Annotated in this window: 25 protein-coding genes; 8 read left to right on the top strand and 17 right to left on the bottom strand. The window is 51.7% G+C overall.

Annotated elements, in window-relative coordinates; all coding sequences use genetic code 11:
- Positions 1-85: 85 nt before the first annotated feature.
- The 6 genes from ybaK to gloA all read right to left on the bottom strand — a co-directional run bounded on the left by ybaK (position 86) and on the right by gloA (position 4277).
- A complete protein-coding gene (gene ybaK / locus ACNQKP_RS13575) occupies positions 86-580 on the bottom strand; it encodes a Cys-tRNA(Pro) deacylase (RefSeq protein ID WP_417865179.1) in 495 nt (164 codons plus the stop codon).
- A 32-nt stretch (positions 581-612) separates the two neighbouring features.
- Positions 613-1758 carry a CapA family protein gene (locus ACNQKP_RS13570; RefSeq protein WP_417865178.1) on the bottom strand — a complete coding sequence of 382 codons (1146 nt, stop codon included), beginning with the start codon at positions 1756-1758 and terminating at the stop codon, positions 613-615.
- Between the two features lie 86 nt (positions 1759-1844).
- Entirely contained in the window at positions 1845-2513 is a 669-nt protein-coding gene (locus tag ACNQKP_RS13565) for a hypothetical protein (protein ID WP_417865177.1), read from the bottom strand.
- 9 nt (positions 2514-2522) lie between these two features.
- On the bottom strand, positions 2523-2936 hold the full coding sequence (locus ACNQKP_RS13560; protein ID WP_417865176.1) for a hypothetical protein: 414 nt from the start codon (positions 2934-2936) through the stop codon (positions 2523-2525).
- A 73-nt stretch (positions 2937-3009) separates the two neighbouring features.
- A complete protein-coding gene (gene mtgA / locus ACNQKP_RS13555) occupies positions 3010-3762 on the bottom strand; it encodes a monofunctional biosynthetic peptidoglycan transglycosylase (protein ID WP_417865175.1) in 753 nt (250 codons plus the stop codon).
- Between the two features lie 5 nt (positions 3763-3767).
- Positions 3768-4277, bottom strand: coding sequence for a lactoylglutathione lyase (gene gloA / locus ACNQKP_RS13550; RefSeq protein WP_417865174.1), 510 nt, complete (start codon positions 4275-4277; stop codon positions 3768-3770).
- Between the two features lie 120 nt (positions 4278-4397).
- Here gloA and ACNQKP_RS13545 point away from each other — a divergent pair, with 120 nt between their 5' ends.
- From ACNQKP_RS13545 to ACNQKP_RS13530, 4 genes are all read left to right on the top strand, one after another.
- Positions 4398-7037, top strand: a complete 2640-nt coding sequence (locus tag ACNQKP_RS13545; RefSeq protein WP_417865173.1) for an ATP-binding protein — start codon at positions 4398-4400, stop codon at positions 7035-7037.
- A gap of 140 nt (positions 7038-7177) precedes the next feature.
- The gene (locus ACNQKP_RS13540) at positions 7178-7894 is read left to right on the top strand and encodes a DUF4360 domain-containing protein (protein WP_417865171.1); all 717 of its coding nucleotides are present in this window, start codon (positions 7178-7180) and stop codon (positions 7892-7894) included.
- A 57-nt stretch (positions 7895-7951) separates the two neighbouring features.
- The gene (locus tag ACNQKP_RS13535; protein ID WP_417865170.1) at positions 7952-8548 is read left to right on the top strand and encodes a DUF4360 domain-containing protein; all 597 of its coding nucleotides are present in this window, start codon (positions 7952-7954) and stop codon (positions 8546-8548) included.
- Between the two features lie 138 nt (positions 8549-8686).
- The gene (locus ACNQKP_RS13530) at positions 8687-9166 is read left to right on the top strand and encodes a hypothetical protein (protein ID WP_417865169.1); all 480 of its coding nucleotides are present in this window, start codon (positions 8687-8689) and stop codon (positions 9164-9166) included.
- On the opposite strand, the gene ACNQKP_RS13525 is transcribed toward ACNQKP_RS13530, so the two are convergent.
- The 3 genes from ACNQKP_RS13525 to ACNQKP_RS13515 all read right to left on the bottom strand — a co-directional run bounded on the left by ACNQKP_RS13525 (position 9163) and on the right by ACNQKP_RS13515 (position 9970).
- Positions 9163-9330: an RtcB family protein gene (locus tag ACNQKP_RS13525; RefSeq protein WP_417865168.1), complete on the bottom strand. Its 168-nt coding sequence runs from the start codon at positions 9328-9330 to the stop codon at positions 9163-9165. The two genes, ACNQKP_RS13530 and ACNQKP_RS13525, sit on opposite strands and share 4 nt — an antisense overlap.
- A complete protein-coding gene (locus tag ACNQKP_RS13520; RefSeq protein ID WP_417865416.1) occupies positions 9273-9536 on the bottom strand; it encodes an RtcB family protein in 264 nt (87 codons plus the stop codon). Before ACNQKP_RS13520 ends, ACNQKP_RS13525 begins: the two co-directional genes overlap by 58 nt.
- A 92-nt stretch (positions 9537-9628) precedes the next feature.
- Positions 9629-9970: an RtcB family protein gene (locus ACNQKP_RS13515; RefSeq protein ID WP_417865167.1), complete on the bottom strand. Its 342-nt coding sequence runs from the start codon at positions 9968-9970 to the stop codon at positions 9629-9631.
- A 45-nt stretch (positions 9971-10015) separates the two neighbouring features.
- Here ACNQKP_RS13515 and ACNQKP_RS13510 point away from each other — a divergent pair, with 45 nt between their 5' ends.
- Entirely contained in the window at positions 10016-10879 is an 864-nt protein-coding gene (locus ACNQKP_RS13510) for a substrate-binding periplasmic protein (protein WP_417865165.1), read from the top strand.
- On the opposite strand, the gene ACNQKP_RS13505 is transcribed toward ACNQKP_RS13510, so the two are convergent.
- The gene (locus ACNQKP_RS13505) at positions 10803-11435 is read right to left on the bottom strand and encodes a DsbA family oxidoreductase (protein ID WP_417865164.1); all 633 of its coding nucleotides are present in this window, start codon (positions 11433-11435) and stop codon (positions 10803-10805) included. The genes ACNQKP_RS13510 and ACNQKP_RS13505 overlap by 77 nt on opposite strands.
- Before the next feature lie 31 nt (positions 11436-11466).
- Between ACNQKP_RS13505 and ACNQKP_RS13500 the strand changes: the two genes are divergently transcribed.
- Positions 11467-12501, top strand: a complete 1035-nt coding sequence (locus tag ACNQKP_RS13500) for an FUSC family protein (RefSeq protein ID WP_417865163.1) — start codon at positions 11467-11469, stop codon at positions 12499-12501.
- Here the strand turns inward: ACNQKP_RS13500 and aspA are convergent.
- Together aspA and ACNQKP_RS13490 are read right to left on the bottom strand one after the other, a co-directional pair.
- Positions 12498-13916, bottom strand: coding sequence for an aspartate ammonia-lyase (gene aspA, locus ACNQKP_RS13495; RefSeq protein ID WP_417865162.1), 1419 nt, complete (start codon positions 13914-13916; stop codon positions 12498-12500). The genes ACNQKP_RS13500 and aspA overlap by 4 nt on opposite strands.
- Before the next feature lie 14 nt (positions 13917-13930).
- A complete protein-coding gene (locus tag ACNQKP_RS13490) occupies positions 13931-14971 on the bottom strand; it encodes an MBL fold metallo-hydrolase (RefSeq protein ID WP_417865161.1) in 1041 nt (346 codons plus the stop codon).
- An 87-nt stretch (positions 14972-15058) separates the two neighbouring features.
- Between ACNQKP_RS13490 and ACNQKP_RS13485 the strand changes: the two genes are divergently transcribed.
- The gene (locus ACNQKP_RS13485; RefSeq protein WP_417865160.1) at positions 15059-16636 is read left to right on the top strand and encodes a glycosyltransferase family 39 protein; all 1578 of its coding nucleotides are present in this window, start codon (positions 15059-15061) and stop codon (positions 16634-16636) included.
- A gap of 33 nt (positions 16637-16669) precedes the next feature.
- Here ACNQKP_RS13485 and ACNQKP_RS13480 read toward each other — a convergent pair whose 3' ends face one another.
- Positions 16670-17338 (bottom strand): energy transducer TonB, encoded by a 669-nt coding sequence (locus tag ACNQKP_RS13480; RefSeq protein ID WP_417865159.1) that lies wholly within the window; start codon positions 17336-17338, stop codon positions 16670-16672.
- 156 nt (positions 17339-17494) lie between these two features.
- Here ACNQKP_RS13480 and ACNQKP_RS13475 point away from each other — a divergent pair, with 156 nt between their 5' ends.
- The gene (locus ACNQKP_RS13475; protein ID WP_417865158.1) at positions 17495-18136 is read left to right on the top strand and encodes a methyltransferase; all 642 of its coding nucleotides are present in this window, start codon (positions 17495-17497) and stop codon (positions 18134-18136) included.
- Here the strand turns inward: ACNQKP_RS13475 and ACNQKP_RS13470 are convergent.
- From ACNQKP_RS13470 to ACNQKP_RS13455, 4 genes are all read right to left on the bottom strand, one after another.
- Entirely contained in the window at positions 18133-18534 is a 402-nt protein-coding gene (locus tag ACNQKP_RS13470) for a hypothetical protein (RefSeq protein ID WP_417865157.1), read from the bottom strand. The genes ACNQKP_RS13475 and ACNQKP_RS13470 overlap by 4 nt on opposite strands.
- A gap of 299 nt (positions 18535-18833) precedes the next feature.
- Positions 18834-19997: a DNA topoisomerase IV subunit A gene (locus ACNQKP_RS13465; RefSeq protein WP_417865156.1), complete on the bottom strand. Its 1164-nt coding sequence runs from the start codon at positions 19995-19997 to the stop codon at positions 18834-18836.
- Positions 19997-21766, bottom strand: coding sequence for a DNA topoisomerase VI subunit B (locus ACNQKP_RS13460; protein WP_417865155.1), 1770 nt, complete (start codon positions 21764-21766; stop codon positions 19997-19999). Before ACNQKP_RS13460 ends, ACNQKP_RS13465 begins: the two co-directional genes overlap by 1 nt.
- A gap of 183 nt (positions 21767-21949) precedes the next feature.
- Positions 21950-25285: an Ig-like domain-containing protein gene (locus ACNQKP_RS13455; protein WP_417865154.1), complete on the bottom strand. Its 3336-nt coding sequence runs from the start codon at positions 25283-25285 to the stop codon at positions 21950-21952.
- Positions 25286-25331 lie beyond the last annotated feature (46 nt).

The following is a 25331-nucleotide window of genomic DNA, read 5'->3' as shown; positions in this document are numbered from 1 at the left end:
TTCAAAAAATTGTCCATCAAAGACAATCTTGAGAATCTTGAAGATGTAAACAAACAAAAAACTACAGATTAAAAGCCCCTTGTAATCAAGAAGCTTTAACACCGACCTGCACTAACGTGGGCTGCAAAAGCCTTTGGACATCCTGCGGCTTCATTGAAACCAGGAATCCACGCTTGCCTCCGTTGATGAATATAAGATCCAGATCCAGGATGGTTTTTTCCATATACACCGGCATTTCGCGCTTGGTGCCAAATGGCGACGTGCCGCCAACCTGATAACCCGAATGACGGTCCGCCACTTCCGGTTTGCAAGGTGAAATTGTTTTCACACCCAGCTCGCGAGCCAGTTGTTTCGTGGATACCTGCAGATCCCCGTGCATCAGAACCACCAGAGGTTCCTTTTTTTCATTTTCCATGATCAGGGTCTTGATCACGTGATGCTCGGGCACACCAAGCTCTTTTGAGGAATGAGCCGTTCCGCCTTTTTCTTCATAAGGAAAAAGATGTCCTGTGTACTGCACCTGATGTTTTTGCAGTTCACGAACAGCCAGAGTCACCGGAAATTTGTCTTTGTCGCTCATGGGTTCAGTGTAACCCCGAAGGCCAAAGCAAATCATTCATTTTTCGTGCACAGATGAGTCATCAGGTCCCCGGCGGCATCCAAGCGCCGCTCTTTGCCATACATGCCTGCAACATGTTCGAAGACTTCCTGATTCTTGGTGACCGGATAAATCTCGGTGCCCTCTCGATAAGTCGGAGTGTATGAGGCCCCAAAGATTTTCACCCGCCCGGCCGTTCGCGCCAGCCCCAGGTAAACCACCAGTCCGGTTTTTCGGGCCAATCCCGCCTGGCCCGCGACAAAGTTCCCCAAAGAATACGCCACCAAAGTTTCACGCCCGTCTTTCGTGACATATTTTTCCCACGGCTGCAGCACATGCGGATGAGATCCAATGATCGCAGTGACCCCCGCCTCAAGATAACGACGCGCAAAGGCTTTCTGTCGCGAATCCGGGGAATGCTTGTATTCCTGCCCCCAGTGCGGAAGCAAAATCAGCGCATCGACACTGGAATCCGAGGTGATGCTTTTAATCAGATCCACCATCTTGTCCGGATTCTTGTAGCAGAACAGCACCTGATCCTTGCTGTCGTTGTGGCCGTTGCTCATTTCTGTACATCCCAAAAAGGCCACCCGAAAACCCTCGATGGAAACAATCTGGTGAAAAGCCCCGCTGCGCTCTGATGACATGCGAATTCCCACCGTGGGAATTCCGACATTGCGTGCGGCCCGGATGGTTTTATCAATTCCCAGCCAGCTGCGATCCAGCGAATGATTGTTGGCCACCGTCAAAAGGTCATAGCCCGAGCGATACAGATCCGACAAAATGCGCGGATGATAGTTGAAGGAAAAATTCGAACCCGAATACACGACCTCGTCATAGATAAAGCCGACATCCCCATGATCCTTGCCCCGCTTGTCGACTCCCAAGGCCGCTGGGCCTTCCAGATTCCCCACTGAAAAATGGGCTTTCGTCATCAAGGGGTCGGTGCGCCGCCAGATTTGATTAAAGTGCTGAGTGCCGTTGACGACCGCGCGGTACAAGGCTTCATGCACCAGAATGTCGCCGACAAAGGACAGACCTATGCGGTCCTGCCCTTGCTGACACTCGGTTTGAAACCTGACTTGCGGTGCCGCCAGCGCGTTTGAGGTGTGAATGAAAAGAACCGAAATCAAAAGAACAATGAAGTGATGTCTTTGCATAGACATCACTTTTTACCGAATTTAAAATGGAGGCAAAAGAGCGCTGCGAGTTCTGAAGAAATACAGCGCTGGCAACAGGCAGGAAACTAAATCTGAGAGCTGCTTTTCGCCATCTTCTGCGCGTACTTGAAAAATGGATTGTCAGAGCCCAGCTTGTTTTCCAAAAATGCTTCCGCCTTGTCTGGACTGATGCTTTCGGATTGCAGCCACAGGTCTTCAAACAGATTTTGGGCCGCTGCCATATTCAATGACGGGAAGCTGGAATCCTGCACTTCTCCATAGCCCACCACAAACAGATAGTTCCACAAAGGCTTCATCGCCCGGTTGTAATGGCTTTCCATCAGCTTTCCCTGCCAGCCCAGGTTTTCTTTGATCACTTTGGTTGACTGCGGGGAATCCAGTAAAAAACTGTCCAGCGCTTCCTGACTGGAACGCGGCAAATGAATGCGCCCCTGCGAGCTTCCCAGATACGCCAGCATATTCAGAAAAACTTCTTTCGAGAAAAAAGTCGCGCGGTTGCGGAACCACTTGGCATAAATGACTTCTTCACTGCGAGAAAGCTCTTCACGCAGAACCCACATTTCCGCCACGCGGTTGTCACCATCCTGGTCCCATTCCCAACGCATTTTCGTGCGCGGGTAAAGTTCGGACCACAGACTGGCAGGCTCTTTGCGGTTTTCCAGCGGATACACCAACAGGCATCCCCGCTCATTGATTGCCTTCACCATCTGTGCTTTTTTCTTGGTTGAACTCATGGGGAAATTCTAATCTGCCAGGGCTTCCGGCGCAATCCTGACTTCGAAGGCTGGTGCCCCCGCCTCCAGCCACGCTTTCAGCAGTTCGTACTGACGCACGGTCAGCATGCCCCCCAAGGGCATGCGCTTTTCGACGATGGCGGCCTGATAAATTCTGGCGGCATTGAAGCTGGCTTCTGCATAGGAATCCAAAGCAACACCCCCACGGGTGACTCCAAACAGATGACTATGACAGCGATAGCAGCTGACAGAGAAAACTTCGGCATCCACATTCGGGTAATGCAGCTCCTGCGGGTCCACGGGCTTTTGCGGATTGGTGTCCGGGTCTTTCTGCCTTGAACTGTCATCCCCGGAAGAGATCGCCCCGCAGGCAACCAGTCCCAGTGTCAGCAGCAAAAGCAAAAAACGGACAAGATGGTGCATAAATCCCCTTATGACTTAGTGAAAGTCTTGGGGATGTCGTTGATGAAGGCAATCTGTCCTTCAACGCTGGATTTTAGTTGGCGGATTCGTCTTCTTCGCTGTCAAACTTCAGATCCAGGAAGTCCAGGACGGAGGCATCGGCCGCTTTGGGAATGGCCGGAGCCACACGATTCAAAATGCGGCGCTGACGGCCGACAACATAGTTGGAGGGACGATCAATACGGAAGCGTCGCGGATTGGGCAACACCGCTGCAATCAAAGACGCCTGATAAGGATTGATATTCCGGGCACTGCGCTTGAAGTACTTCTGTGAAGCCGCTTCAACCCCGTAAACCCCGGGGCCCAGCTCGATCACATTCAGATAAACTTCCATGATGCGCTCTTTGGGCCAGGTGAATTCAATCAGAATGGTAAAGTAGGCTTCAAGACCTTTACGAACCCAGTCGCGCTGGGGCCACAGAAACACGTTCTTGGCCGTCTGCTGGGTGATGGTGCTGGCACCTTTTTTTCGCTTGTGGGTTTTGTTGTACTTCATCGCCTTTTCAATGGCGTCAAAGTCAAAACCGTTATGCTCAAAGAAACGATAGTCCTCGGCCTTCAGCACGGCCTTTTGCACAGAGGGGGCGATCTCTTCCAACGGCACCCAGTCCTTGTGAATGCCGACAAACTCTTCTCCCCACATCGAACTGACCGAACGAATCACCATCAAAGGCGTCAACGGAACCGGAACGAAGCGATAGAGCAAAACGAATCCCAGACTGCTCACAAAAAAGAGCAGCACTGCTTTCACGATCCATTTTCTAAGTGTTTGCCAACGATTGCGCATGTTTTTTATAGAAGACCTGGTTGAACCACCTCAATCCAATATTGATCTGGATCTTTGACAAAAGCGATGTTTTTCATACCACCCTCGCCCAGACGTTTTTGGAAGTTCACACCCAGGGATTCAAAACGGGCACAGGCCTTCTGAATATCCGGGACTGAGATACAGATATGACCAAAACCGCGAGGCTCGGTATTGCCATTATGGTATGGGGTGGTCTCTTGCTCTTCTGTCCCCCAGTTGTGGGTCAGTTCAAGAACCGCTTCCCGACCAAAGGCATAGCGGGCATTGGCTTCATTGTCAGTGGGAACATTGGTGCCTTCCGGAACATACGCCAGAAAGAACAAAGAAAACTTCCACTCTGCAAAATCCAGCTTGCGCACCAGCTTCATCCCCAGAATGCGGGTATAAAAATCCAAAGAAGCCTTAGGATCTTTGATTCTAAGCATGGTGTGATTGAAAACGTATTGCTGGGTTTCTTTGTCGGGGCTCATGCATTCCCCTGGGATGTTTGACATGGAATTCTCCTAACCGTGGCCTATTCATAGCATGCTTTTGACAACAGTTCAAAAAGGCATTTGGTAGAGGGTAAATAGGTATAGATTGTTTCACCTCTGGAACATCGATAAAATGGGCTCATGTTCCGACGACTTTTAAAAACCTGGGCAGTTCAAACCTTTCTTATTTTTGTCCTGTATTACCTGACAGGACGGCTGGGGCTTTTACTGGCTTTGCCACCGGGTTATGCGTCATTGGTTTGGCCTCCTTTCGGAATCAGCATCGCAGCGCTGTTGCTTTTTGGAATCAACCGCTGGCCCGGTGTTCTTATTGGCGCTTTTTTGGTCAATGCCCGCCACCTGGAAAGTATTTCAAACCTGCTTATGCCGCTGGGAATCTCGGCGGGAAACACCTTTTCAGTCGTCGTTGCCGCCCTGCTAATCCGACGCTTTCTCCATTTCCCAAAACGCTTCTATCTGGAGCGCGAGGTGATTCTGTTCTTGTTCCTGTCCGGGCCTGTTGCGGCCTTGCTGAGTGCCAGCTGGGGTGTGGGACTGCTGTACTTAAACGACGTTTTGTCACAGAAAAATATTCTGATGAACTGGATTCACTGGTTCGTTGGCGATGCCATTGGGGGACTGATCTTCGCCCCGCTGGCCCTGATGTTTTCGACCCAGTCGCGCCGGTACTGGCTTAAATCCGTCACCAAAGTTCTGGTGCCGGTGTGTGTGGCCTTTGCCCTGATTCTTTCCGCCTCTCAATATCTGACCCACTCCGAACAGGAAAAGCAGGCTGCCGAATTCACCCGCAAAGCCGAGTTCACGTTCAATGTCCTGGAAAAGGACTTTAACGGCAACATCGACATGCTGATTTCCCTGAAGAGCTTCTTTGACAGCTCAACCACCGTGACCAGACAGGAGTTCCGGGAGTTTGCCACCACCCTGCATTCTCGCCGTCCCGAAGTGCAGGCTCTGGCCTGGATTCCCTACAACCGCTCCGAACCCGAAAAGTTCCGCATTGAGTTCATCGAACCCAGCGCCCTGAACAGCCGGATACTGGGCTATGATTTCGGAACCCATCCTGAACGCACGACTCTGCTGAAAAAAGCTTTGGAGAAAAAAAGCATTATCACCTCCAGTCCGCTGGAGCTGAATGAATTCAATCAGCCTGCGCGCGGCATTTATCTGCTGATGGCCATCGGCCGCCCCGAAGGTGTTCTGCTGGAGGTTCTGCGCCTGGATGGTATTTTACGGGACCTGACTGAGGTTCTGAATGATCCCAGCTATCGGGTGCTGATTGAAGACGTCACCAGCATTTCCGCGCGCGAGCTGCTGGTCGACACCCTGAGCGGTTCTTCCAGCGAGTTCCATCCGGACTTCAAATGGAGCTCCCATCTGGAGATCGGCGACCGGCAATGGGAAATCAGCGTTCAACAGGACACATCCCTGCGCCTGGGGTCCGCCTTCAATGCAGCAGTGTTTCTGCTGACGTCGCTGATTTTTGTGTTTTTAATCTGCGCTCTGCTGCTGACCATTGCCAACCGGATCATCACGGTGGAGGAAATCGTTGACGAAAAAACCCAGCACTTGATTGATCTGAACGTGCAGCTGAAAAAAGCGTCAGAAACGAAGTCCGAGTTCCTGGCCAACATGAGCCACGAAATCCGCACTCCGCTGAACGTGATCGTCGGCATGTCCGACCTGCTGGAAGAATCCCCTCTGAACGACGATCAGAAACACTATGTGGAGATTTCCAAGAAAGCCGGTCACAATCTTTTAAGCATCATCAATGACATTCTGGATATTTCAAAAATTGAGGCCGGGTTGGTGACTTTGGAAAAAACCGAAGTCGACCTTCACAGTCTGGTCACTGACATTACCGAGATGTTTGAACTAAAAGCACGTGAAAAGAATCTGGATCTGACCGTGTATCTCAGCGAGGACACCCACAGCATCTTCATGGGTGATCCGACCCGCATCCGCCAGGTGCTTTCCAACCTGATCAGCAACTCCTTAAAGTTCACCACCGACGGATCCATCCGCGTCGAGCTGATGAAGAACCATACGGACATGGAGGGCAACCTGATCTTCCACGTCAGCGACACCGGCATCGGGATTCCACGCGACAAAATCCCGCAGCTGTTCCAGCCATTCACCCAGGCTGACTCCACCATCACCCGCAAGTTCGGCGGCACCGGTCTGGGGCTTTCCATCTCCAAACGCCTGGTGAAGATGATGAAGGGTGATATCACGATTGAAAGTGAACTGCACCGCGGAAGCCGCTTTTCCTTCAGCCTCGATCTTCCGTGGTTGCGCGACGTGCAGGAGGAAAGTCAAACTCTGGCAGGCGAAAGTACCCCGGCACCAAGCGCCTCTCCGGCGGCGCAGGAACCGCTGTCCATCCTTATTGTTGATGACACCGATGACAACCGTCTGCTGATCAAGGCCTATCTGAAAAACACACCTCATCACATCACAGAAGCCTGCAATGGACGCCAGGCTCTGGAGCTGGCGCAAAAGCAGCGCTTTGATCTTATATTGATGGACATGCAGATGCCGGTGATGGATGGATTCACCGCCACTCAGAAGATCCGCAAATGGGAATCGGAGCACCAGTTGCCTGCGGCCACGATCTGGGCCCTCACCGCCTTTGCCTTGAAAAATGAAATTGATCGCAGTCTTTCAGTTGGTTGCAATTTGCATCTGATCAAACCCCTGCGCAAAGCCGACCTGCTAAATCATATTCAAAAGCTGAGCGAAGAACGACACCAGTCTCGCTAGTGCGTCATGACAGGGGTGGAGCCACGCTGCCACCGAAAGCGCTGGCCCGGCCCTTGCTATATGGATTCCCAGGTGACCGATGTCACCAGTTTCTGGGGGGAAACATTATGATCTGGCGGGGAATCACATCATTACTTGGAATGTCTCTGTTAATGTCTGCACCGGCAGCCTTGGCCCAAACGCCACCAGGCATCCGTATTCACAGTATCCAGGCCGTTGGCTCTGGATGTCCGGCAGGCACTTACAACGCCACGATTTCTCCGGATGCGCAGACGTTCTCGCTGCTTCTGGATAATTTTATCGCTGAATCCACCATGCACCGCCCGATCGTTCGCCTGAATTGCGAACTGAAAGTGAACTTCCAGGTCCCAGCGGGATGGACTTTTGCGGTGACCTCTGCAGACTATCGCGGCTTCGCTTACGCTGAAGCCGGAACCATGGTGACTCATCAGGCGCTTTATTCTTTTGACGGCAGCAAGCCCCGCAACGAACGCCCGGGCTATGAAAACGGCGGCACTTACAATTTCCGCGCGCAGGAATTCCGCGGACCTTACAACGACACTTACTACATTCGCCATCAAGTCGACCCTCGCGTCGCACCGTGGGCGGCATGTAACGCCAACTCCATTCAGTCTTTGTACATCACAACTTATCTGATGGCCCGCAATCTGAATCTGTCTTCACTGCTGACCGCCCAGATCACTCTGGACAGCATCGATGGTCAGGTGCAGTCACAAAGATACCAGCTGGCCTGGAAGACCTGCCGACCGAGCAATGGCGGCGTCAATCAGCCACCAGGACGTGATCCGGGACCGGGCCGACCGAACAATCCTGGAAGACCGCCGCGTTTCCCGTAATTAAAAATTCAAAACCAAATTAACGAACTAACAATATCATAATCACAAGGGGGATTTATGAAAGGTAAACTATTGATCGCAATCGCGGGGATGATCTCTGCAATGAGTCTGCAAGCCTACGCTCAGGAAATTCGCCTGGGTCAACCAGCCTACGGTGGAACCGGCTGTCCTGCGGGAAGCGCCAGTGTCACTGTGAGCCCGGATGCTTCTGCACTCAGCATCCTGTTCGATAACTACGTTGCAGAAGCCGGAAACGGCCGGTCCATGGATCGCAAATCCTGTAACATCTCTGTTCCAGTGACGGTGCCAAGTGGCTACAGCGTGGCCGTAATCCAGGTCGACTACCGTGGATTCAACTTCGTGCCTCGCGGCGGGATGTCACGCTTTGATGCTGAATACTTCTGGGCCGGTGCGCGTGGTCCTAAGATCAGCCGTACTTTCATGGGTCCTGTGAACGACAGCTATACGATCTCTGACGGTCTGATTGCCAGCACTATGGTTTGGACGCCGTGCGGAGCTAACGTGAACTTGCGTGTCAACACATCCATGATGGCTAAATCCAATGCCCGTGGTGAACAGACTCTGGCAACAGTGGACAGCGCCGACATCAGCTCCGGCCTGGTCTACCACTTGCAATGGAGACGCTGCAGATAGTGACGTTGCAGATAGCGACGTTGCCGCTAGTTTCTTAAGAACCCCAATTGGGCTCCTGCAGAGCTGCTAAAAGTAGATGTCAATGGCGATAAAATACGCTAGGATCGGCTTTTAAAAGCGAACCAGGAGCCCTACCCCATGTCCAAATCAGCTCATCACTCTGCCACTTTACAAGTCCGTCAGGCCCTGTGGGCTCTGCAAAAAGAAGTTTTGAATTCCCTGAAAGAACAATTCGACCGTGAAGTCGGCTATCAAGCTGCGCCAACAGAATGGTTCCAGGTGCTGATGACCGCTGAACGTTATATGTGGCTGCGTGAACTGACATCCCTGATGGCCGATATCGATATCCTGACTGAACTGGAACACATTGCGGAAGAAGATGCCGGTGTGGCGCGTGCAGAAATCGAAAAACTTTTGATTGATCACGTCGAAGAAGGTTTCGGAAAACAATACCGCGATCTTCTGATGTCCGGCGCAGGTCTGCTGCCTCTGCACTCTCAATTGAAGGCGCATCTGCAACAACTGCCTGAAACAAAAATTGAAAAACATCAAACTGTGCACCACAGAAAAAACTGGCAGGAAACTCACCGCCAGCAATCCCGCAAGAAGCGCAACTAGCCTTTCACGCACAGAACCTGTTTTAATACCGCCACGACTTCGACCAGATCTGACTGATTCTTCATCACCTGGTCGATGTCTTTGTAAGCGCCGGGAATTTCATCAATCACTCCGGCGTCCTTACGACACTCCACGCCCGCAGTTTGCTTTTGCAAATCCGCCATACTGAATTGACCTTCAACGAATAAGGCAGCGGCGCCCCTTTTTTCCCGACGTGATGAGAAATCACCTCCATCACCCGGCGAAGCATCTCTTCGCGGTTTTCCAGAGCATAAGTTTGTGCCCACTCCAAATCGCGCATATAGTTTTCGTATTCAATGCTGCCTTCGATGTAATAGCTCAGATCCGGATCAGGCAATTTGACGGCCAGCCTTGCTAGTTCGCTTTTGGCCCCGCGAATGTGCTCCCAACTGATGTGCAGCGCGATCTTTCAGGCGCAATAGCGATACGGACTCTGGCATGTTATTCATGTCCCAGCGGAATCACGCTTTCGATACCGGCACGCAGTCGATCCAAATCGTGTAACACCGACTCTGGATTCACGTTCAGACGAGCGGCAATCATTCCGCAACCAATATCCACACCGACAGCTGCAGGAATCACAGCGCCCTTGGTGGCGATGACACTTCCGACTGTGGCTCCAATTCCCAGATGCACATCAGGCATTGCAGCCACGTGTTTGAATACAAATGGCAATGATGCCACATTCTGAAGTTGCTTCAAGGCTTGTGACTCAACTTCGGATTCCGGGGACCAGATTTTCACTGGAACATGAGCAGACTTGATATTCGACAGGACTGGCATATTGCTCTTCCTCCACCGGTGTTCGATCTGTGATAAGATTAGCACATGTCGCAGCTGTTTTTTTTGATTATTTTTTTACTGCTGCCACCGGGGCAGACATGCTTTGCTTCACAGTCCGCATTGCGAATTGTGACCGAGCACTGGCCCCCTATTACCTATGAAAATGCAGGCTCAGCAGAGGGCATGGCCGTCGATCTGGCGCGCATGATTCAAAAATCAGCTTCGCTCACACAAAGTATTGAGGTTCTGCCATGGCCACGGGCTTATCACCTGGCCATGACCCAGCCCGATGTTTTACTGTTCACGGTGGTCCGCAATCCTGAACGCGAAAAACTGTTCACTCTCATAGGCCCCATCGCCAATGGCGAAATCGCCATTTACGTGCGCGGCACCCATGATCTCAAGAAAGTAACGCTGCACTCTTTAAAGAAAGATCTGCGCATCGCCGTCCATCGCGGCACAGCCTTTCATAATATCCTGGAGCAGGAAGGCTTCAGCAATATTGTGCCGGTGAATTCGTCAGTCAACGCCGCGAAGATGCTGATGTCCGGACGCGTAGAAGCCATTTGCGACGATGAACTGGCTATTGCCGAACTTTTCCGTCGAGCAGGATATAAGTCCAATCCCTTCGTCAAGGTGCTGTCACTGACCCACAGTTCTTTGTATTTTGCTTTTTCTAGGGGGACAGCCCCACTGACTATAACCAAATGGAAAACCGCCTTCGAAGAAATCAAACGTTCCGGGCAGTATGACCATCTGTACAAAAAATGGTTTTTGAATCTGAAGGCACCACCAGAAGTTCATCTGTCTCTGCCTCCGGCTCATCCGGCACTTAAACTTGTTGAAAAGCCTGCAAAAACACCTCGAGTGGCTGAGCTCCTGAAATTCCAGCCTCCCGATTTAAGATAACAAAGGGCACTCCGCTGATTCCCAGCGCATAAGCTTCGTCGATCAGGGCCGCCACTTCGTTGAAGCCTTGTTCGCTTTGCAGGAAAATCAGAACCTCATTCCTGGCATAACCCACTCGCGCCATCACATCCGCCAAGACTTCACGCTGGGACAGGTCCAGGGCTTCAGCATAGTAAGCCTTGTAAATTTCATTGGTGACCGCCACCTGGTTTTGCCGAGTTCCGGCCCACCAGATAAGACGATGGCAATCCATGGTGTTGATCTGCACCTGCATTTTATCGAAATGAAGTTCCGCTCCAGCCGCTGCCGCAGCTTGAATCACTCGCTGTTCTGCCATTTGAAAACGTTCGCTGTTGCCAAACTTGGCTGCAAGATAAGCCGCTCGTGGAACACCTTCTGCGGGAGTGCCTGGATCCAATTGAAACGGAAGAACACTCACATCAAAGTCATACTCGTCTTTGACAGATTCCATGGCCTTAAACAGTGTTGTTTTTCCGACATAACACCACGGACAAACAATATCGACCACCAGTTCAAGTTTGATTTTCTTTTTCATAAGGCACCTCCGCAGTAGTATACTGATTTTTATGAGTCTGCGCCATCATATCGACGAAGTTCTGCGAATCCAGCCGATGCCATCTCCCTGGCCTCGCATGCTCGTCTGCGCTTTTGCGACAGCCTTTCCTTTGGTGATTGGCTCGATCATGGGGCAGCTGCCGGTGGCAATCTTCGGTTCTTTGATGGGCTTTCTGCTGCCTTTGAATGATCATTTGGGGACCTTGGGACATCGCCTGTGGACGATCACTCTGACGTTCTTGATGATGGCGGCCGGACTTTCTTTGGGCATCCTGACCCACAAACACAACGCACTTTTCATTCCGACATTGCTGGGCCTGGTTTACTGGCTGGGGCTGATGGGTGGAGGCAAGGGTGCGGAACTTGAGCGCGCTTTGCTGTTTTCAATCTTTCAGTTACTGGCCGGAGCTTACGCCGGGGATCTGCAAAAATATTTCGTACCGATCGTGAGCTATGCTTTCCTGGGTTACCTGTGCGTCTTTGTTTCTCTGGGCATTCTGGTGTTCCTGCGCCGGCACCAGCCGAACCCCTTTGCGCGACTTCGCACCACCCTGAAAGAATCCATGACCACGGAAAGATCCCGGCACTTGTATGCCACCGGATATGCGATGGCGATTCTGCTCAGTCTGATTGCCGTGGATGTTTTAAAGGTGGATCACGGTTATTGGGCCGTGGGCACAGTATTGATTATTATGCGTCCAGAGATCAAACAAAGTGTCTATCGCAGCATTCAGCGTTTCCTGGGAACATTAGTGGGTGTGATCGTCGCTGATGTGATTATTTATGCCGAGCCACCTTTGTGGCTGGCTATTTTGATTTTGGCACTGGTCAGCTTCTGGGGGCCATGGTCCATCATCCGCAGCTACTGGCTGGGATCGGCGGTCATGGCTGTGATGTTATTGCTTATTCTGGATATGCCCAATCTGGAGCGGGGTGATTTACACACCCCGATGATTCGCCTGACAGCCACGGGCATCGGCTGCATTCTGGCCCTGGTTGGCATCCTGGTGGTGAACCCCCAGGTGCTTTTCCGGCGCCGCAGTTAGTGCTTTTTACCAACGTATTTCGGGTTCAGCAGATTTTCCATTGAGAACAATTCATCCAACTGCGCCTGAGTCACCACTCCGCGTTCAAGAGCGACTTCAGCCACATTGCGACCGGTCTCGGCACAAATCTTTCCGATACGATCACCTTCGTCGTGACCAATAATCGGATCCAGATACGTCACGATACCAATGCTGTTCATCACGTAATCGCGGCAGCGCTCCGGATTTGCAGTGATGCCCTTCACACATTTGTGCTCCAGTGTTTCACAGGCATTTTTCAAAAGATCCAAAGACTCAAACAAACTGGAGGCAATGACTGGTTCCATCACATTCAACTGCAATTGCCCTGCCTCTGCAGCCAGTGTGATTGCCAGATCATTGCCAATGATCTTGAAACTGACCTGATTCACCACTTCCGGAATCACCGGATTAACTTTTGCAGGCATAATAGAAGAACCCGCCTGCATTTCCGGCAGGTTGATTTCTTTCAAGCCCGCACGCGGACCGGAACTGAGCAAGCGCAAGTCGTTGCAGATTTTGGAAAGCTTCACTGCCGTGCGTTTCAAAGCACCAGAAATAATGATGTAAGCACCACAGTCACTGGTCGCTTCGATATAGTCTTCCGACTGAACAAATGGATGCCCTGTGACCTCCGCCAGCTTTTGCACGGCCAAAGACGCGTAACCTGGTGGCGTGTTGATGCCGGTGCCGATAGCCGTCGCACCCAGATTCACCTCCAGCATGAATTTCTGAACCGTGCGGGTCAGACGACCGTCTTCTTTCAGCAAAGTCGCAAAGGCATTGAATTCCTGCCCCAAGGACATGGGAACGGCATCCTGCAACTGCGTGCGACCCATTTTCAAAACGCTCTGGAATTCTTTGCCCTTTTTCTCGAAGGCCAAAGCCAACGAATCCAGCGCCGTCAAAGTTCCGTTCAGATGTTCATACAGCGCCACTCGGAAAGCGGTCGGATAAGCATCATTCGTGGACTGGCACTTGTTCACGTGATCATTCGGATTAATCACAGAATAGGTGCCTTTCTGCAAACCACGTTTTTCCAGGGCAATATTGGCAATCACTTCGTTGGCGTTCATGTTGATGGATGTCCCTGCGCCGCCCTGATAGACGTCCGATGGGAACTGCTGACCCCATTTTTTTGGATCCTGCAGAACAATGTCACAGGCTTCCACCAAAGACTTGGAAACATCCGCCGGGATTGTGCCCAGTTCACCATTGGCCAAAGCACAGGCTTTCTTCACCAGTGCCAGACCACGCACAAAACTTTGATTGCCCCCCACCGGGATGCCCGAGATCTGGAAGTTCTCCATCGCCCGCAGGGTATGAATGCCGTAATAAGCTTCCGCAGGGACTTTCTTTTCACCCAGCAAATCTTTTTCTACGCGGAACTTTTCCATCACTGACTCCAAATCTATTTTCTATTGTCCAATTTCAAAACTTCACCATGCATCATCACACGGAACCCACTCGCGTCGATTCCGGCACGCTCCCTTGCCGCTGCCAATTCCAGGGGCGGTTCGGCCAAGGGTTCGTCGCTAAGGCGGAAAGTGCCCCAGTGTACCCCAATGCTCAGACGGGAATGAAGATCCTTGTGAATTTTAACTGCTCCATCCGGATCCACATGCTGCTGCCCCATGAACCAGCGCGGCTCATAAGCGCCAATCGGGATCAGCGCCAGATCCACATCACCAAATTTGGTGTGCACATCTGAAAAATCCTTCGAATATCCGGTGTCCCCGGCATAGAAGAACTTGAATTTTTCTGACTGCACATGCCAGCCGCCCCACAGGGTCTGATTGCGATCCCAAAGGCTGCGCTGGGTCCAGTGCTGAGCCGGTGTGAACGTGATCGTCAACCCATCCAATGGGAACTGATCCCACCAGTCGAGCTCTTTGACGTTTTCAATTCCTTCGGATTTCAAAAGGTCGGCATTTCCCAACGGAACCAGGAACAGGGCCTTCCCCAGATTCTGCTTGTTCAGATCACGCAAAGTTTTTAAATCCAGATGATCATAGTGGCTGTGAGACACCAGCACCACATCCACCGGCGGCAGGTCTTTGATTTCAAACGGCAACGCCACCAAACGCTTCGGCCCCATGAAACTGACCGGAGACACTCGTTCGGAAAAGACCGGATCAGTGACAATGTTTTTTCCGTGAAGTTGCAACAAGAAGGAACTGTGTCCGATCCAGGTCAGTGTGGTTTCTTTTTTATTCTGACGCAAAAAATCCGTGTCCGTTTTCAGAACAGGCGGATTGAACGGCGGCTCGTCCTTGCGTGGCCCCGTCAGACGCTCCCACTGCCACTTCCAAAAGCTGGCTTTCGGGGAATTATCATAGTTGTTGTAAAACTGGGTTTCCCCGCGGTGCGGTTTCTGGGGGTCATGATAACGGAAACTTTGGCAACCCAAAAACACAAACAACCCGGTCACAGCCATCAAGGTCAATTTCATGCTCCGCAGAGTCTCACCGAGCGGCTTTGTAGGCAAGAATTTGGTTGCCACCGACGCCCCAAGATATTACGACAGAGCTTTGACAAAATGACCGAACACCCCAGCAAGGACACCCCTGTGATTCGTGAATTCTGGAAGCAGCAAAACCTCTCGCAAAAAGTCACCATCCTGTTCATTTTGACACTGATTTTCCGAGCTTTTTTCTCGCTGAATATCGGCCTGATTGACGACGAGGCTTACCACTGGTCCTGGGCTAAATGGCCCCAGCTTTCCTACTTCGATCACCCGGCGATGATTGCGTGGCTTGAAGCCATCACCACCAGCGCTTTTGGCGACACTTATCTGGGTGTGCGCCTGCCGGGCTTTCTGTGTTTTGTTGGCACCGTCATTCTGCTTTACAAGCTGACACGTGATTTATTTGACGACTGGGCGGCGATTTTTGTCGGCGTCGTTTTGCTATGGTCCCCATTCTGGGGCTTTGGCGGCTATGTCGCATCACCGGAACCACCTTTCATGTTCTGCTGGGTGGCGGCATCTTACGTGTTCTGGCAGGGCGTGCGTGAAGACGGCAAAGCCTGGAGCGTGAAAAAAACCTGGATCTGGCTGGGAATCCTGATGGGCCTGGGGCTGAATTCCAAATTCATCATCGCACTTTTGGCGCCGGGGTTTGGTTTGTATCTGCTGGCGACACCTTCCCGCCGCAAGGATCTTTTGACGCCTTGGCCGTGGGTGGGTTTGCTGATTGCAACTGCGCTGGCAACGCCGATCTTCCTGTGGAATCACCTGCACGACTGGCCGGGCTTCAAGTACCAGTTCCATGACCGCCACACGGGCGCTCGATTTGATATCGGCCGCTGGCTGGTGTTCTTTGGCGCTCAATTGCTGTTTGCAACTCCGTTCCTTTACGTGATGATTGCCTTGGCGTTCATTACCTCGTTCATTAAACGCCACGAGGCGCGCTGGAGATTCCTGCTGTGCCTGACCCTGCCTTCCATCGCGATCTTCTATCCACAACCTTTGTGGGCTGAATACAAGCCTCACTGGAGTGGTGCGGCCTACACCCTGCTTTTGATGGGTGCTGGTGCGATCTGGTCTCAAGGTTTGGTATGGGGTCGTCGTCAGATCGTTCAGGCGCGAAGCAAAGTCTTCACCTGGGGCGTTGGGACATTCTTTGTGCTGCTGGCTTTGATCAGCTACACACCGTTTGCTTATCCGTGGATTCCAAAAGCATACAAACTGTTCAACCCGAATGGCGAGTGGCAGACCACCTATGACTTCAGCAATGAATTCACCGGCTGGGAGGATCTGGGTCGGTATGTGAACCGTCGTCAGCGTGAAATCCATGCTGAAAGCGGCAGCAAACCGTTCATCGCGGCTCACCGCTATGAAAACACCGCTCAGACCACATGGGGCACAAAACAGAAAGTGTACATGCTAAGCTCTACGGTCAGTCATTACACCGTGATGCAGTCCCCGGAGGAAATGAACAACCTGAAAGGGCAGAATGCGATCTTCGTCAGCACGGAAAAATATCCGGCCGATCCGATGGAATGGGCTGCTTGGGATGGTTGTGACAAAGAAACCTTGAAAACATTCCGCCACGGCATCCACGCCCGGACATTCAACGTGTACTTCTGCCGCAACTTCCAGGGCATCACGAAGTAATAAAAAAGCCGCTCTTCGAAGCGGCTTTTTTATTTAATTTAGAACATATTCAATTGGAACTGTGATCGACCAGGAGCCCCGCTGGATTTCCTGCGGGAAGGGCTTCAAACCGTGGATGCCTTTGACCAGATCCAGTGCAGCTTGGTTCAAAGAATCGTAAGGTGTCTTTTCCACGATCTCACTGGTCAGCAGTGAACCATCCTGCGCCAGAGTAAAGCGCATGGTGACTTTCCCCGTCTGACCCATTTTTTTTGCCAGCATCGGATAGCGCTTACGACGCTCCAGCAGCTTTTTGATCTCATACAGGTAACGCTGCTCCGGTGACACTTCACTTCCGTTGGCAACCCCTTCACGGCCTTCCAGCGCGCCTTTGTCAGACGTTCCCGCCAAAGAACCCGCTGTCTTCCCGTTCGGAACCGGTTGCGGTGCCGACTCTGTCACTTTTTCAGTTTTAACAGTCGGACCTTCAGAATTGTCAGCAACAACCGGGGCCTTCATCTTAGGGGCTTTGACCTGTTGTTCTTGTTTGGGCGCCTGAACGCTGCCGCCATCACCGTACTGAAGCTCCACTCCTACCGGCAAAGGAAGCGCCTCCGGTGCCGCCATGCCCACCGCCAACGCAAACAGCCCGCCATGCAAAAGCACTGACAGAAACACGGAACGGTTGAGAGTGAAAGATAATGAGAATCGTTTTTTGGACATGGCCTTGGGCAATTTATAGATTCTTGCCCCTAAAAACTCAATACAGGGACCCAAAAATGGGCTCAAATGTAATTAATTTAGATTTGAGCCTTTGCTAATGAAAGCGAAATGAAAAAATAGACATTTGGCAGAGGGAAATCTAAAACCTAAACCCTGATGAGCTCCTTGAACCCCCATTTCACCTTTAGCTACTCCCAGCCCGAGGAATACCGTTTTTCCCATGATTCGGTGTTTTTGGCGCGCCAGGTGTTTGAGCTTATGAGCGAGGATTTAAGCCCCCGGACGGCTTTGGATCTGTGCTCGGGTTGCGGGATCGTGGGCCTGGATTTTCTGTACCACTGCAAGCAGGAGCAACGCCCTTACCCGGCAAACTTTGATTTTATGGAAGTGCAGGAAGTTTACCGCGATCACTTTGAAAAAAACCTGACAGCATTTGGCGACAATCTGCCTTCAGTAAACTTCGTGAATCAGAATTACGAGTCCCTGCTGACACCAGAATTCAGCGGCCGCTATGACCTGATCCTGAGCAACCCGCCCTATTTCCGCATCAATCAGGGAAAGCTGTCGCCGTCGGAATTCAAAAACCGCTGCCGTTTCTTTATCGATTCAGATTTTACAAATTTGATTCGCGGAATTGATGCCGCATTGAAACCACAAGGTCGCGCTTATATTTTACTGCGCGATTTACAGGATCACGGCTGGAATCCCTTGGAAGAAGCCCGTCGTCTGCTCCACGGGCGCCGTGAAATACAAAAGGTGGCCGACATTCGCGGCACACCTTTGGTTTTAATCAACTAGCGGCAGAAAACAGAGCCGATTGTCAGTGGCTTCAATGGGAAGATCTGCTCGTGCTGAATCTGGCCCACCAAACGACCGCTGATACCGTACACCAGATTGATCAGATACTTTCCGTCACCCGCGCGATTTTCTACACAGTAGTAAGCTGGAGCACGGTCTGGAGTGTTCTGCTGGGAACGATCCGCCTTTTCACAGATCATGTTCACCGCGAAGTCACCGTCGAAAGTCGCCAGCACACCCTGTTTCAAATTCACAACAGCCGTGTCCTGAATTACGAAAGAGATCGCCGTGTCGTCATTCAGATGACCGGAACACTTGGCAACAACAGTCGGAGATACATCCGCTTGAGCGGAAACACATACAAAAAAGGCGGCAAAGGCAAATACGATGGCTTTCATGGAAAACTCCCGGGTTTGAAATTCGAGGGTTTTTTAACAAAATTAGCAGCACTTCGAAAGGGCTTTTGCCAAACCCTACCGAAGTTTCATCTTTCTAACCGCCTAAACGCCGGAAATGGCTGGAGGAATTGAAGAGTTTATAGTGTTCCGGCGATAACCGGGAGTACTGAAACTGCTCCAGCTTGCGCGCCGGTCGGCGCTCCAGCACTGCCGGCGGGGCCGACTGCCGGGCTGCCGCCAATAAAAAAGCCCCCATCCGTGAGGACAGGGGCTTGGGTGGTTCTAACTTTTAAAATCTCTTAAACGTAGGATCCGCGTTTGATTTTCTCAAGAATCAGTTTTTCTGTCTTGATTGGGTCTTTCGGGTCGACGGAGAAGAAGGACTGCTGCTCGCAACGAATCTTTTCTTTGATCAACCAGCGCAGGATGTCCGCCAGATTTTTGTTCTTTTTATCCAGGAAGAACGGATCGTTCTCCAAAGCATCTTTGGCTTTTTTCAAAGCGCGTGCTTCGGCTGGATCGGATTCTTTCACTTTGTAGTGAGGCAGATCGTATTTTTTCACGTCTTCCGGCAACACGCCCAGGAACTTCACGTTCGGAGCGGAGAAGTCAGCATTACGGATCAAAGACGCCGCGGAACCGGCTTTCAAAGTACGATAGATGTTCTGCATGGTGTACGCATCGAGATCCCCGAAGAAGTACATTGGAACATCCAATTCTTCCTGGATCAGTTTTGCCCAGCCACGAACACCGTTGGATGGAACCCCCTGGGCACCCATCACGATACAGTTGTTACGTTTGGTGAAGCCCATGGTTACCAGCGTATTCGCGGTACCTTCAGATTCCACGATCAGACAGAAGTCGATTTTCTTTTTTGCCTTCAGCTTCAATGCCTGAGGCTTGTTCTTTGGCTGGAACGGAGAAGTTCCCAGCGTGGAAAGGTCGATCACGGCCTTTTCCCCGTCTGCCAGAGTTTCAGTCACAACCAACTGCTGGGAATAGGTCTGTCCACCACGGTCATTGGCGAATACGTTCAGTTCTTCACGATACACTTCCAGCATATCACCGATGAAGTCGATGATCGCATCTGATTCCGGCTGGTCGTCGAAATCCAAAGGTTTCAAACGAGGGTTGCCCTTGATCTCACCTTTACACATGTAATAAAGCTCACGCTTGGTATTCACGGTGCCGGTTTCCAAATTACGAAGCAGCATTTCCAAAAGGAACACCACACGTGCCAGTTTTTGCACGGAAGAAACGTTCAGCTCGGTACGGACAACTTTATCACCCGGAGTCAGGTAACCCACTTTGGCGTTGTACAAAGAGTTGTCCAAAGAGGTTTTTACCGCCTCAAGAACCGGACGCTTGGAAGACTCAAGGTCTTTCAGCATCTTATCCGCAAGAATGCGGGCCTCTTTAGGAATATCAATTTTCAAATCGCGAATGCTAAGTAGTTTTGCCATTACGCTTTTTTCCCAGTGGTTTTCTTAGTGGTTACAGTCTTTTTGGTGGTGGTTTTCTTGGTTCCTTGCGGTTCCTCGGAAGCCTCTTCCACCAGGTCACTGGAAGAAATCACATCGAATTCTTCTTCGTCACCGTGAGCGATGCCTTTTTTCTTGTCGCGTTTTTTCTGCTCAAGAAGTTTTGATTCCGCTGCTTCCAGATCCGCCATCGCGTCTTCGGAATCACGGCCCAGAAGTTTCTTCAAACCTTCTTCAGCTCTTTTCTTACGGGACTCTGGTGCCTTGATGATTCTTGCCAAACCTTCAACCAGGATTGGGCCGAACTGCTCGATGTGCGCCAGTTTTCTTTCAAGATCCGCTTCCTTCACTTCTTTTTTGATGTGACGGGACAGCTTTTGACCGGCTTGGATCAGGGCCAGACGGATTTCAGCAACCAGTTCCTCGGAAGCGTCGATCGTTTCCTTGGAGGCATTTTTAAACTTGATGAACGGAGACACGATGGAAACCGCGAAGATGTACGGCCCCAATGGCAAAGAGTCTTTTGGCTGACCCAGGCCATAGGCTTTCCAGTTCACAGATTCAATCGCCCATGTGATGGCGCAACCGGATTTATCAAATTGCAGCGGAACACGGTTGGCAAAACGAAGCAACGTCACTGGTGAGTCATTTTGCTGATTGCGGTCTTTGAAACGCGCCAATGCGACTTCCACCACGACCGGTTTGAAGTCACAAATGGTCGGTTTACGAGTCACAACCGCGAAGAAGTCGATTTCACCCAGACGAGTGATGGATTTGGACAACGCCTCTTCACCCACTGTCAGAACGGACTTCGTGCTTGGAGCCATCAAGTCTGTGTTTTGCACAGCCTGGAAGACTTTTTTGAAGTCTTCTTCGCTCAAAGCGGTCAAAGGCTTTTCAAGAAGACCTTTTGGCAGGCCTTTTTTCACGAAATCAGAAATAGACTGATCAGAAATACGGGAGAAACCCGTTTTCAAAAACTTGGACAAAGTCGTTTTGCCGAACAAAGTGGAATGTGTGATGAACTCACCCAGCTTGAAGGTATGAGGATGCGGCAAAGACGCTTCCGGAACTCTTGGCACTTCCGTGCTTACGCGAGTCACGGTCACGAAGTCCGCGTCCGTCAGCTTGTACGTGATGGTCATATGAGGATTCACCAGGATGGTGCCCTCAATGTAAGTCAAAAGACCGCCGTCACCGTTCAGCTGAATACGTCCATCAAGTACGAATTCAACGCGGGTGCCGTGTTCACGATCCCAATCCAGTGTTTCTTTGTTTTTCAGAACACCGGTGTTGGATTTGATGTCGACGTCCACTTGCGCGGAGATCGCTTTACGCATTTTTTTGGTTTTGGAAACAACACTGACACCACGGGCATTGGTCATCTGCGCCCACGTGGTCGCCGCAGAGATACCGATACCTTGTTGACCACGAGAACACTGACCACGACCAAATTTGGAAGATGCCAGATATTCACCGTAAACCTTGGCCAGGTCTTCACCTTCGATACCAGGGCCGTTATCTTCGACAACGATGCGAATTAAATCAGTATTTTTAGTTGAGCCTGCTCCCACTTTGGAGATCTCAACCAGTAGATCAGGCAGAATGCCGGCCGACTCACACGCATCCAGAGAGTTATCCACGGATTCTTTCAAGGTCGTCAAAACGGCCTTCAAAGGAGATGAGAAACCCACCTGCTGGAGGTTCTTAGCAAAATATTCAGCTGTGCTACTTTTGGTAATTTTGCTCACAGTCGCTTGGTCCTTACACGATGTTAACGAATTTTAATGAATGACTTTGATAGGTTAAGCCGAACGCAGGGGGTCAAAGCAAGACTTAAGGCTTAGTGATGCTTGGCGTAAATTTAAATGCGAGGAACTAGTAGGCTTTAAAAAGGGGGTCTGGAAGGGTCCAAAACCCCCCCTTTTTCATAGCTATCGATAGGCTTTTCCACGTCCATTTGACCAGATTTTCAGCCCAGATGGACTGTTGACGTTCTGGCTGGCCGTGGAGGAGTAGGTCAACACACGATTGTTGATATCCGTGTCACTCGCCACATTTGAAAGGTATACACCCGAAATATCATTCCACACGCAACCGGCAATCTGACTGCCGCCACCTGGTACAATTGAAATCGCAATATCCGCTGGCACACTGACGGCATTGGGAACTTCGATCGCAGCACCCCCATTACCACCGTTGTATCCGTTGGCATCGGTGTTGAGATTTCCAGCATCGTTCATATCTGCAAGACCACCGGCACCACCACCTCCGCCGAAGTGACCTCCACCGCCGCCACCACCAAAGGTGATATCACAAGCTCCGGCACCACCGCCAAAGCCGGCGCCGAATCCTCCGCGCCCAAAGAAGGCTTCGCCGGGATTGTTTCCTAAAGCAGAGCCCATCAAACAAGTGCTTCCACCCTGACCGGCAACTCCTTGAGTGTGCGCCACTCCGTTGGAAGGAGTGTAATCACCAGCAGGAGATGCTCCGCCAGCAACGGCTGTAGCTGGAGCTCCTCCGGCGCCACCACTGGAGGCCCCGGCTGTTCCGCTTACCGCAGCAGTTGCAGGTCCTTCCCCTGCGCCTCCGGCACCGCCTGCACCGACATCACTGTTGTCCGTGCCTCCGCGGCCGCCGCCGCCGCCGCCACCATAGATCATACCGTTATTCAAGATCGTGACGCTGGCGTATTGAGCCTCCACTTTGAACGCTGTTCCTCCGTGCTGACCCATGCGCAAAGAACCTGCAGTTGCTGCCGGAGCAAGACCGCCCGCCCCCGAAGCCCCAATGATCAAACCATCGTTGATCAAACGAACCCGCGCCGTCGCCGCCAAAGATCCCGTGCGCATCGCTGGCAGTGCAGGATCGTTGCTGGAGACTTTCACCGTTGGATTGACTCGCACGACAAAGGTGCGCGTAGATGCCGCCACGGCCCCACTGTACTGAGCCACGGCCTGGTCATAAATGTTGTAATTCAAAGTGTCGGCAGCAATTGGTGCCAGCACAACAGCATCCGTCATTGAAACGGCAATACTTGCCACAGCGGATTCATTGGTGCCACCACCGTTATCACGCACCTTCACAGTCACCGTCGCCGAAGCATCCACGCCCGCACTGGCTGACAGATTCACCGTCAAATTGCCATCCCCGACACGTGTCTGTGTGCAGTCCACTGTCAGGCGCGAAGTGTTTGAGTTGGTGCAGATCAATTCCAGATTCTGGGTGTTTTCATTGGCAGGCCCCACATCCACCGTCAACGAGAAGCTGGAAGGCGTTGCCGAGCCCGGGGTCAGCAGGATTTCATGTGTCGTGGGAATGGACGTGATCACCGGAGCATCGTTCACCGGCTGCACGATGATGGCGATTTCCTGCTCGACCACAGAGTTCCCCGCAGCATTGCCGTCATCAAACTGAATCTTGGCGTAACAGGTTCCAAAGTACTCGGCCCGCGGTTTGATACTGACTGCGCCCGTGACCGCACTGATTACAAAGTCCGTCGCAGGCGTCACCACCACCGAAGTGTCATTACAGGCCGTGCCGGTCAAACCCGTATAGTCCAGGGAATAGGTGCCCAGGCCCTCATCCAAAGAACTTACCGCAGCCGCACCAAGCACATCCACCAACGCCGAGAACGAGGGATCATCCTCGGTCAGGACTGTCGGAGTTCCGATCGTCAGCGCAGGTTCTGTGTTTGCAATTGTGATATCAATAAACTGAACGTCAGTGGCACTTTGAGGATCTTCAGCATGAATGGCCAGCCGGCAGGTTCCAACATCATCATCGTCCGGTGTGCCGTTGATCGTCACCACCCGGCCGTTGCCTGAAGGAGTTGCCGTCAACCAAGTACAAGTGTCTGAAACATCCCGGGTCACCGTCACCGTTTCAGGATCCGGGTCAGTAACTGCCACGATACAATTGTATTCATCATCTTCATCGACATTGGCTGAACACGGTGTCAGACCCGCGGCAATCACGGGTGCATCCTGAACGTTATTCACCGTGATGGCCACGTCCGCATACCCCGTGGAAGGGAAAGCATCCGTCAGTGCGATGCGGATCTGACAGACACCTTGATAGTCTGCCGCCGGCTGAAACGAAAACGCACCGGTCACTGGATCAATGCTATAGTTTGTCGCGGCTGGCGCCATCGCGTGATCTTCACAACGATCCCCGGCAACCGTTGGGGTTACCAAAGAATAAGTGCTGCCCGCTTCTTCAATGGAAGAAACATTGGCGCCGGAAATCACTTCGGCCAAAACAGCGTCTTCAGAGATACTGTAAGGCCCCCCGGTGACATTGATGATGGGGGCCGAGTTGGTCACTTCCAGTTCCCAGGCAAAGATCGAGGATTGTCCGGAGACGTCATCTTCAGCATAAACCGCCACATGACAGGTGGTTCCCACTTCTGCGGCAGAAGGTGTACCCGTCACCGCGCCTGAATTGGCATCAATTCCCAGCCAAGGTCCGCAGGTGGTTGATCCATCCAGATGATAAGTTAAGGTCAATGGTGATGGAAGATCGACATCCGTGGCATTGATACCGCAGGCATAAGCATAGTTTTCACCGATACTTCCCGCACAGGCCAGAGTCGTGATAACCGGCACATCATTCACCGGCTGCAGATCCAAAGTCACCGTGACCGTCGCCGATTCATTTCCGGCGCGATCCACCACCTTGTATGTGAACGTGTCATCAATGTCGTTATTCAATGAAGGAACGTAAGTGCAGTTCAAAGCACTGCTGCCACCACAGCCGGATAAGGAGCCACGCGCGGGAGCTGTGACAATCTGAATCTTGTACTGATCGTTGTCACTGGGGGTATTTAAAACAAAAGGACCTGCGGTGTCCTCAGTCACCAGCTCGGTCTGATCCGCCCCTGCCACCGGAGGCTGATCATCAATCAGGAAAGAGCCCAATTGCAAAGTTTCACGGGCATCCCGCACCACTGCTATTAGTCTTAAGTGATGTGTGCTGCCATCAGCCAGATGAGAGATATCCCAGTCATAGGCACCGGTGTTGGACATGCGATCCTGTATGACCAGCCAGGTGTTGCCGCCGTCTGCGGATGCTTCCAGCTTCAAATAATCAGGTGGAATATCCGCATCCGCTGTCGACCAGCGCACCGGCACCAGAGATGTGGACTTATAGGCGGCATTCAAACTTTGAGTCTGCGTGAGTTTACTTGTAAGGATAGCCAAGTCGGCGTTCATACACGCCGAAAGCGACAGAAGCATGATGATGGTCAATCCAAGACGTACAATACTCATCCTGTATATTATCGGATTATTCTGGTAAAACTGGATTGTTTTGATA

The organism is Bdellovibrio bacteriovorus, from assembly GCF_048286975.1.
Taxonomy (GTDB): Bacteria; Bdellovibrionota; Bdellovibrionia; order Bdellovibrionales; family Bdellovibrionaceae; genus Bdellovibrio; species Bdellovibrio bacteriovorus_H.
Note: the sequence above shows the minus strand (reverse complement) of the source record. Positions and strands in the feature narration are given on the sequence as shown.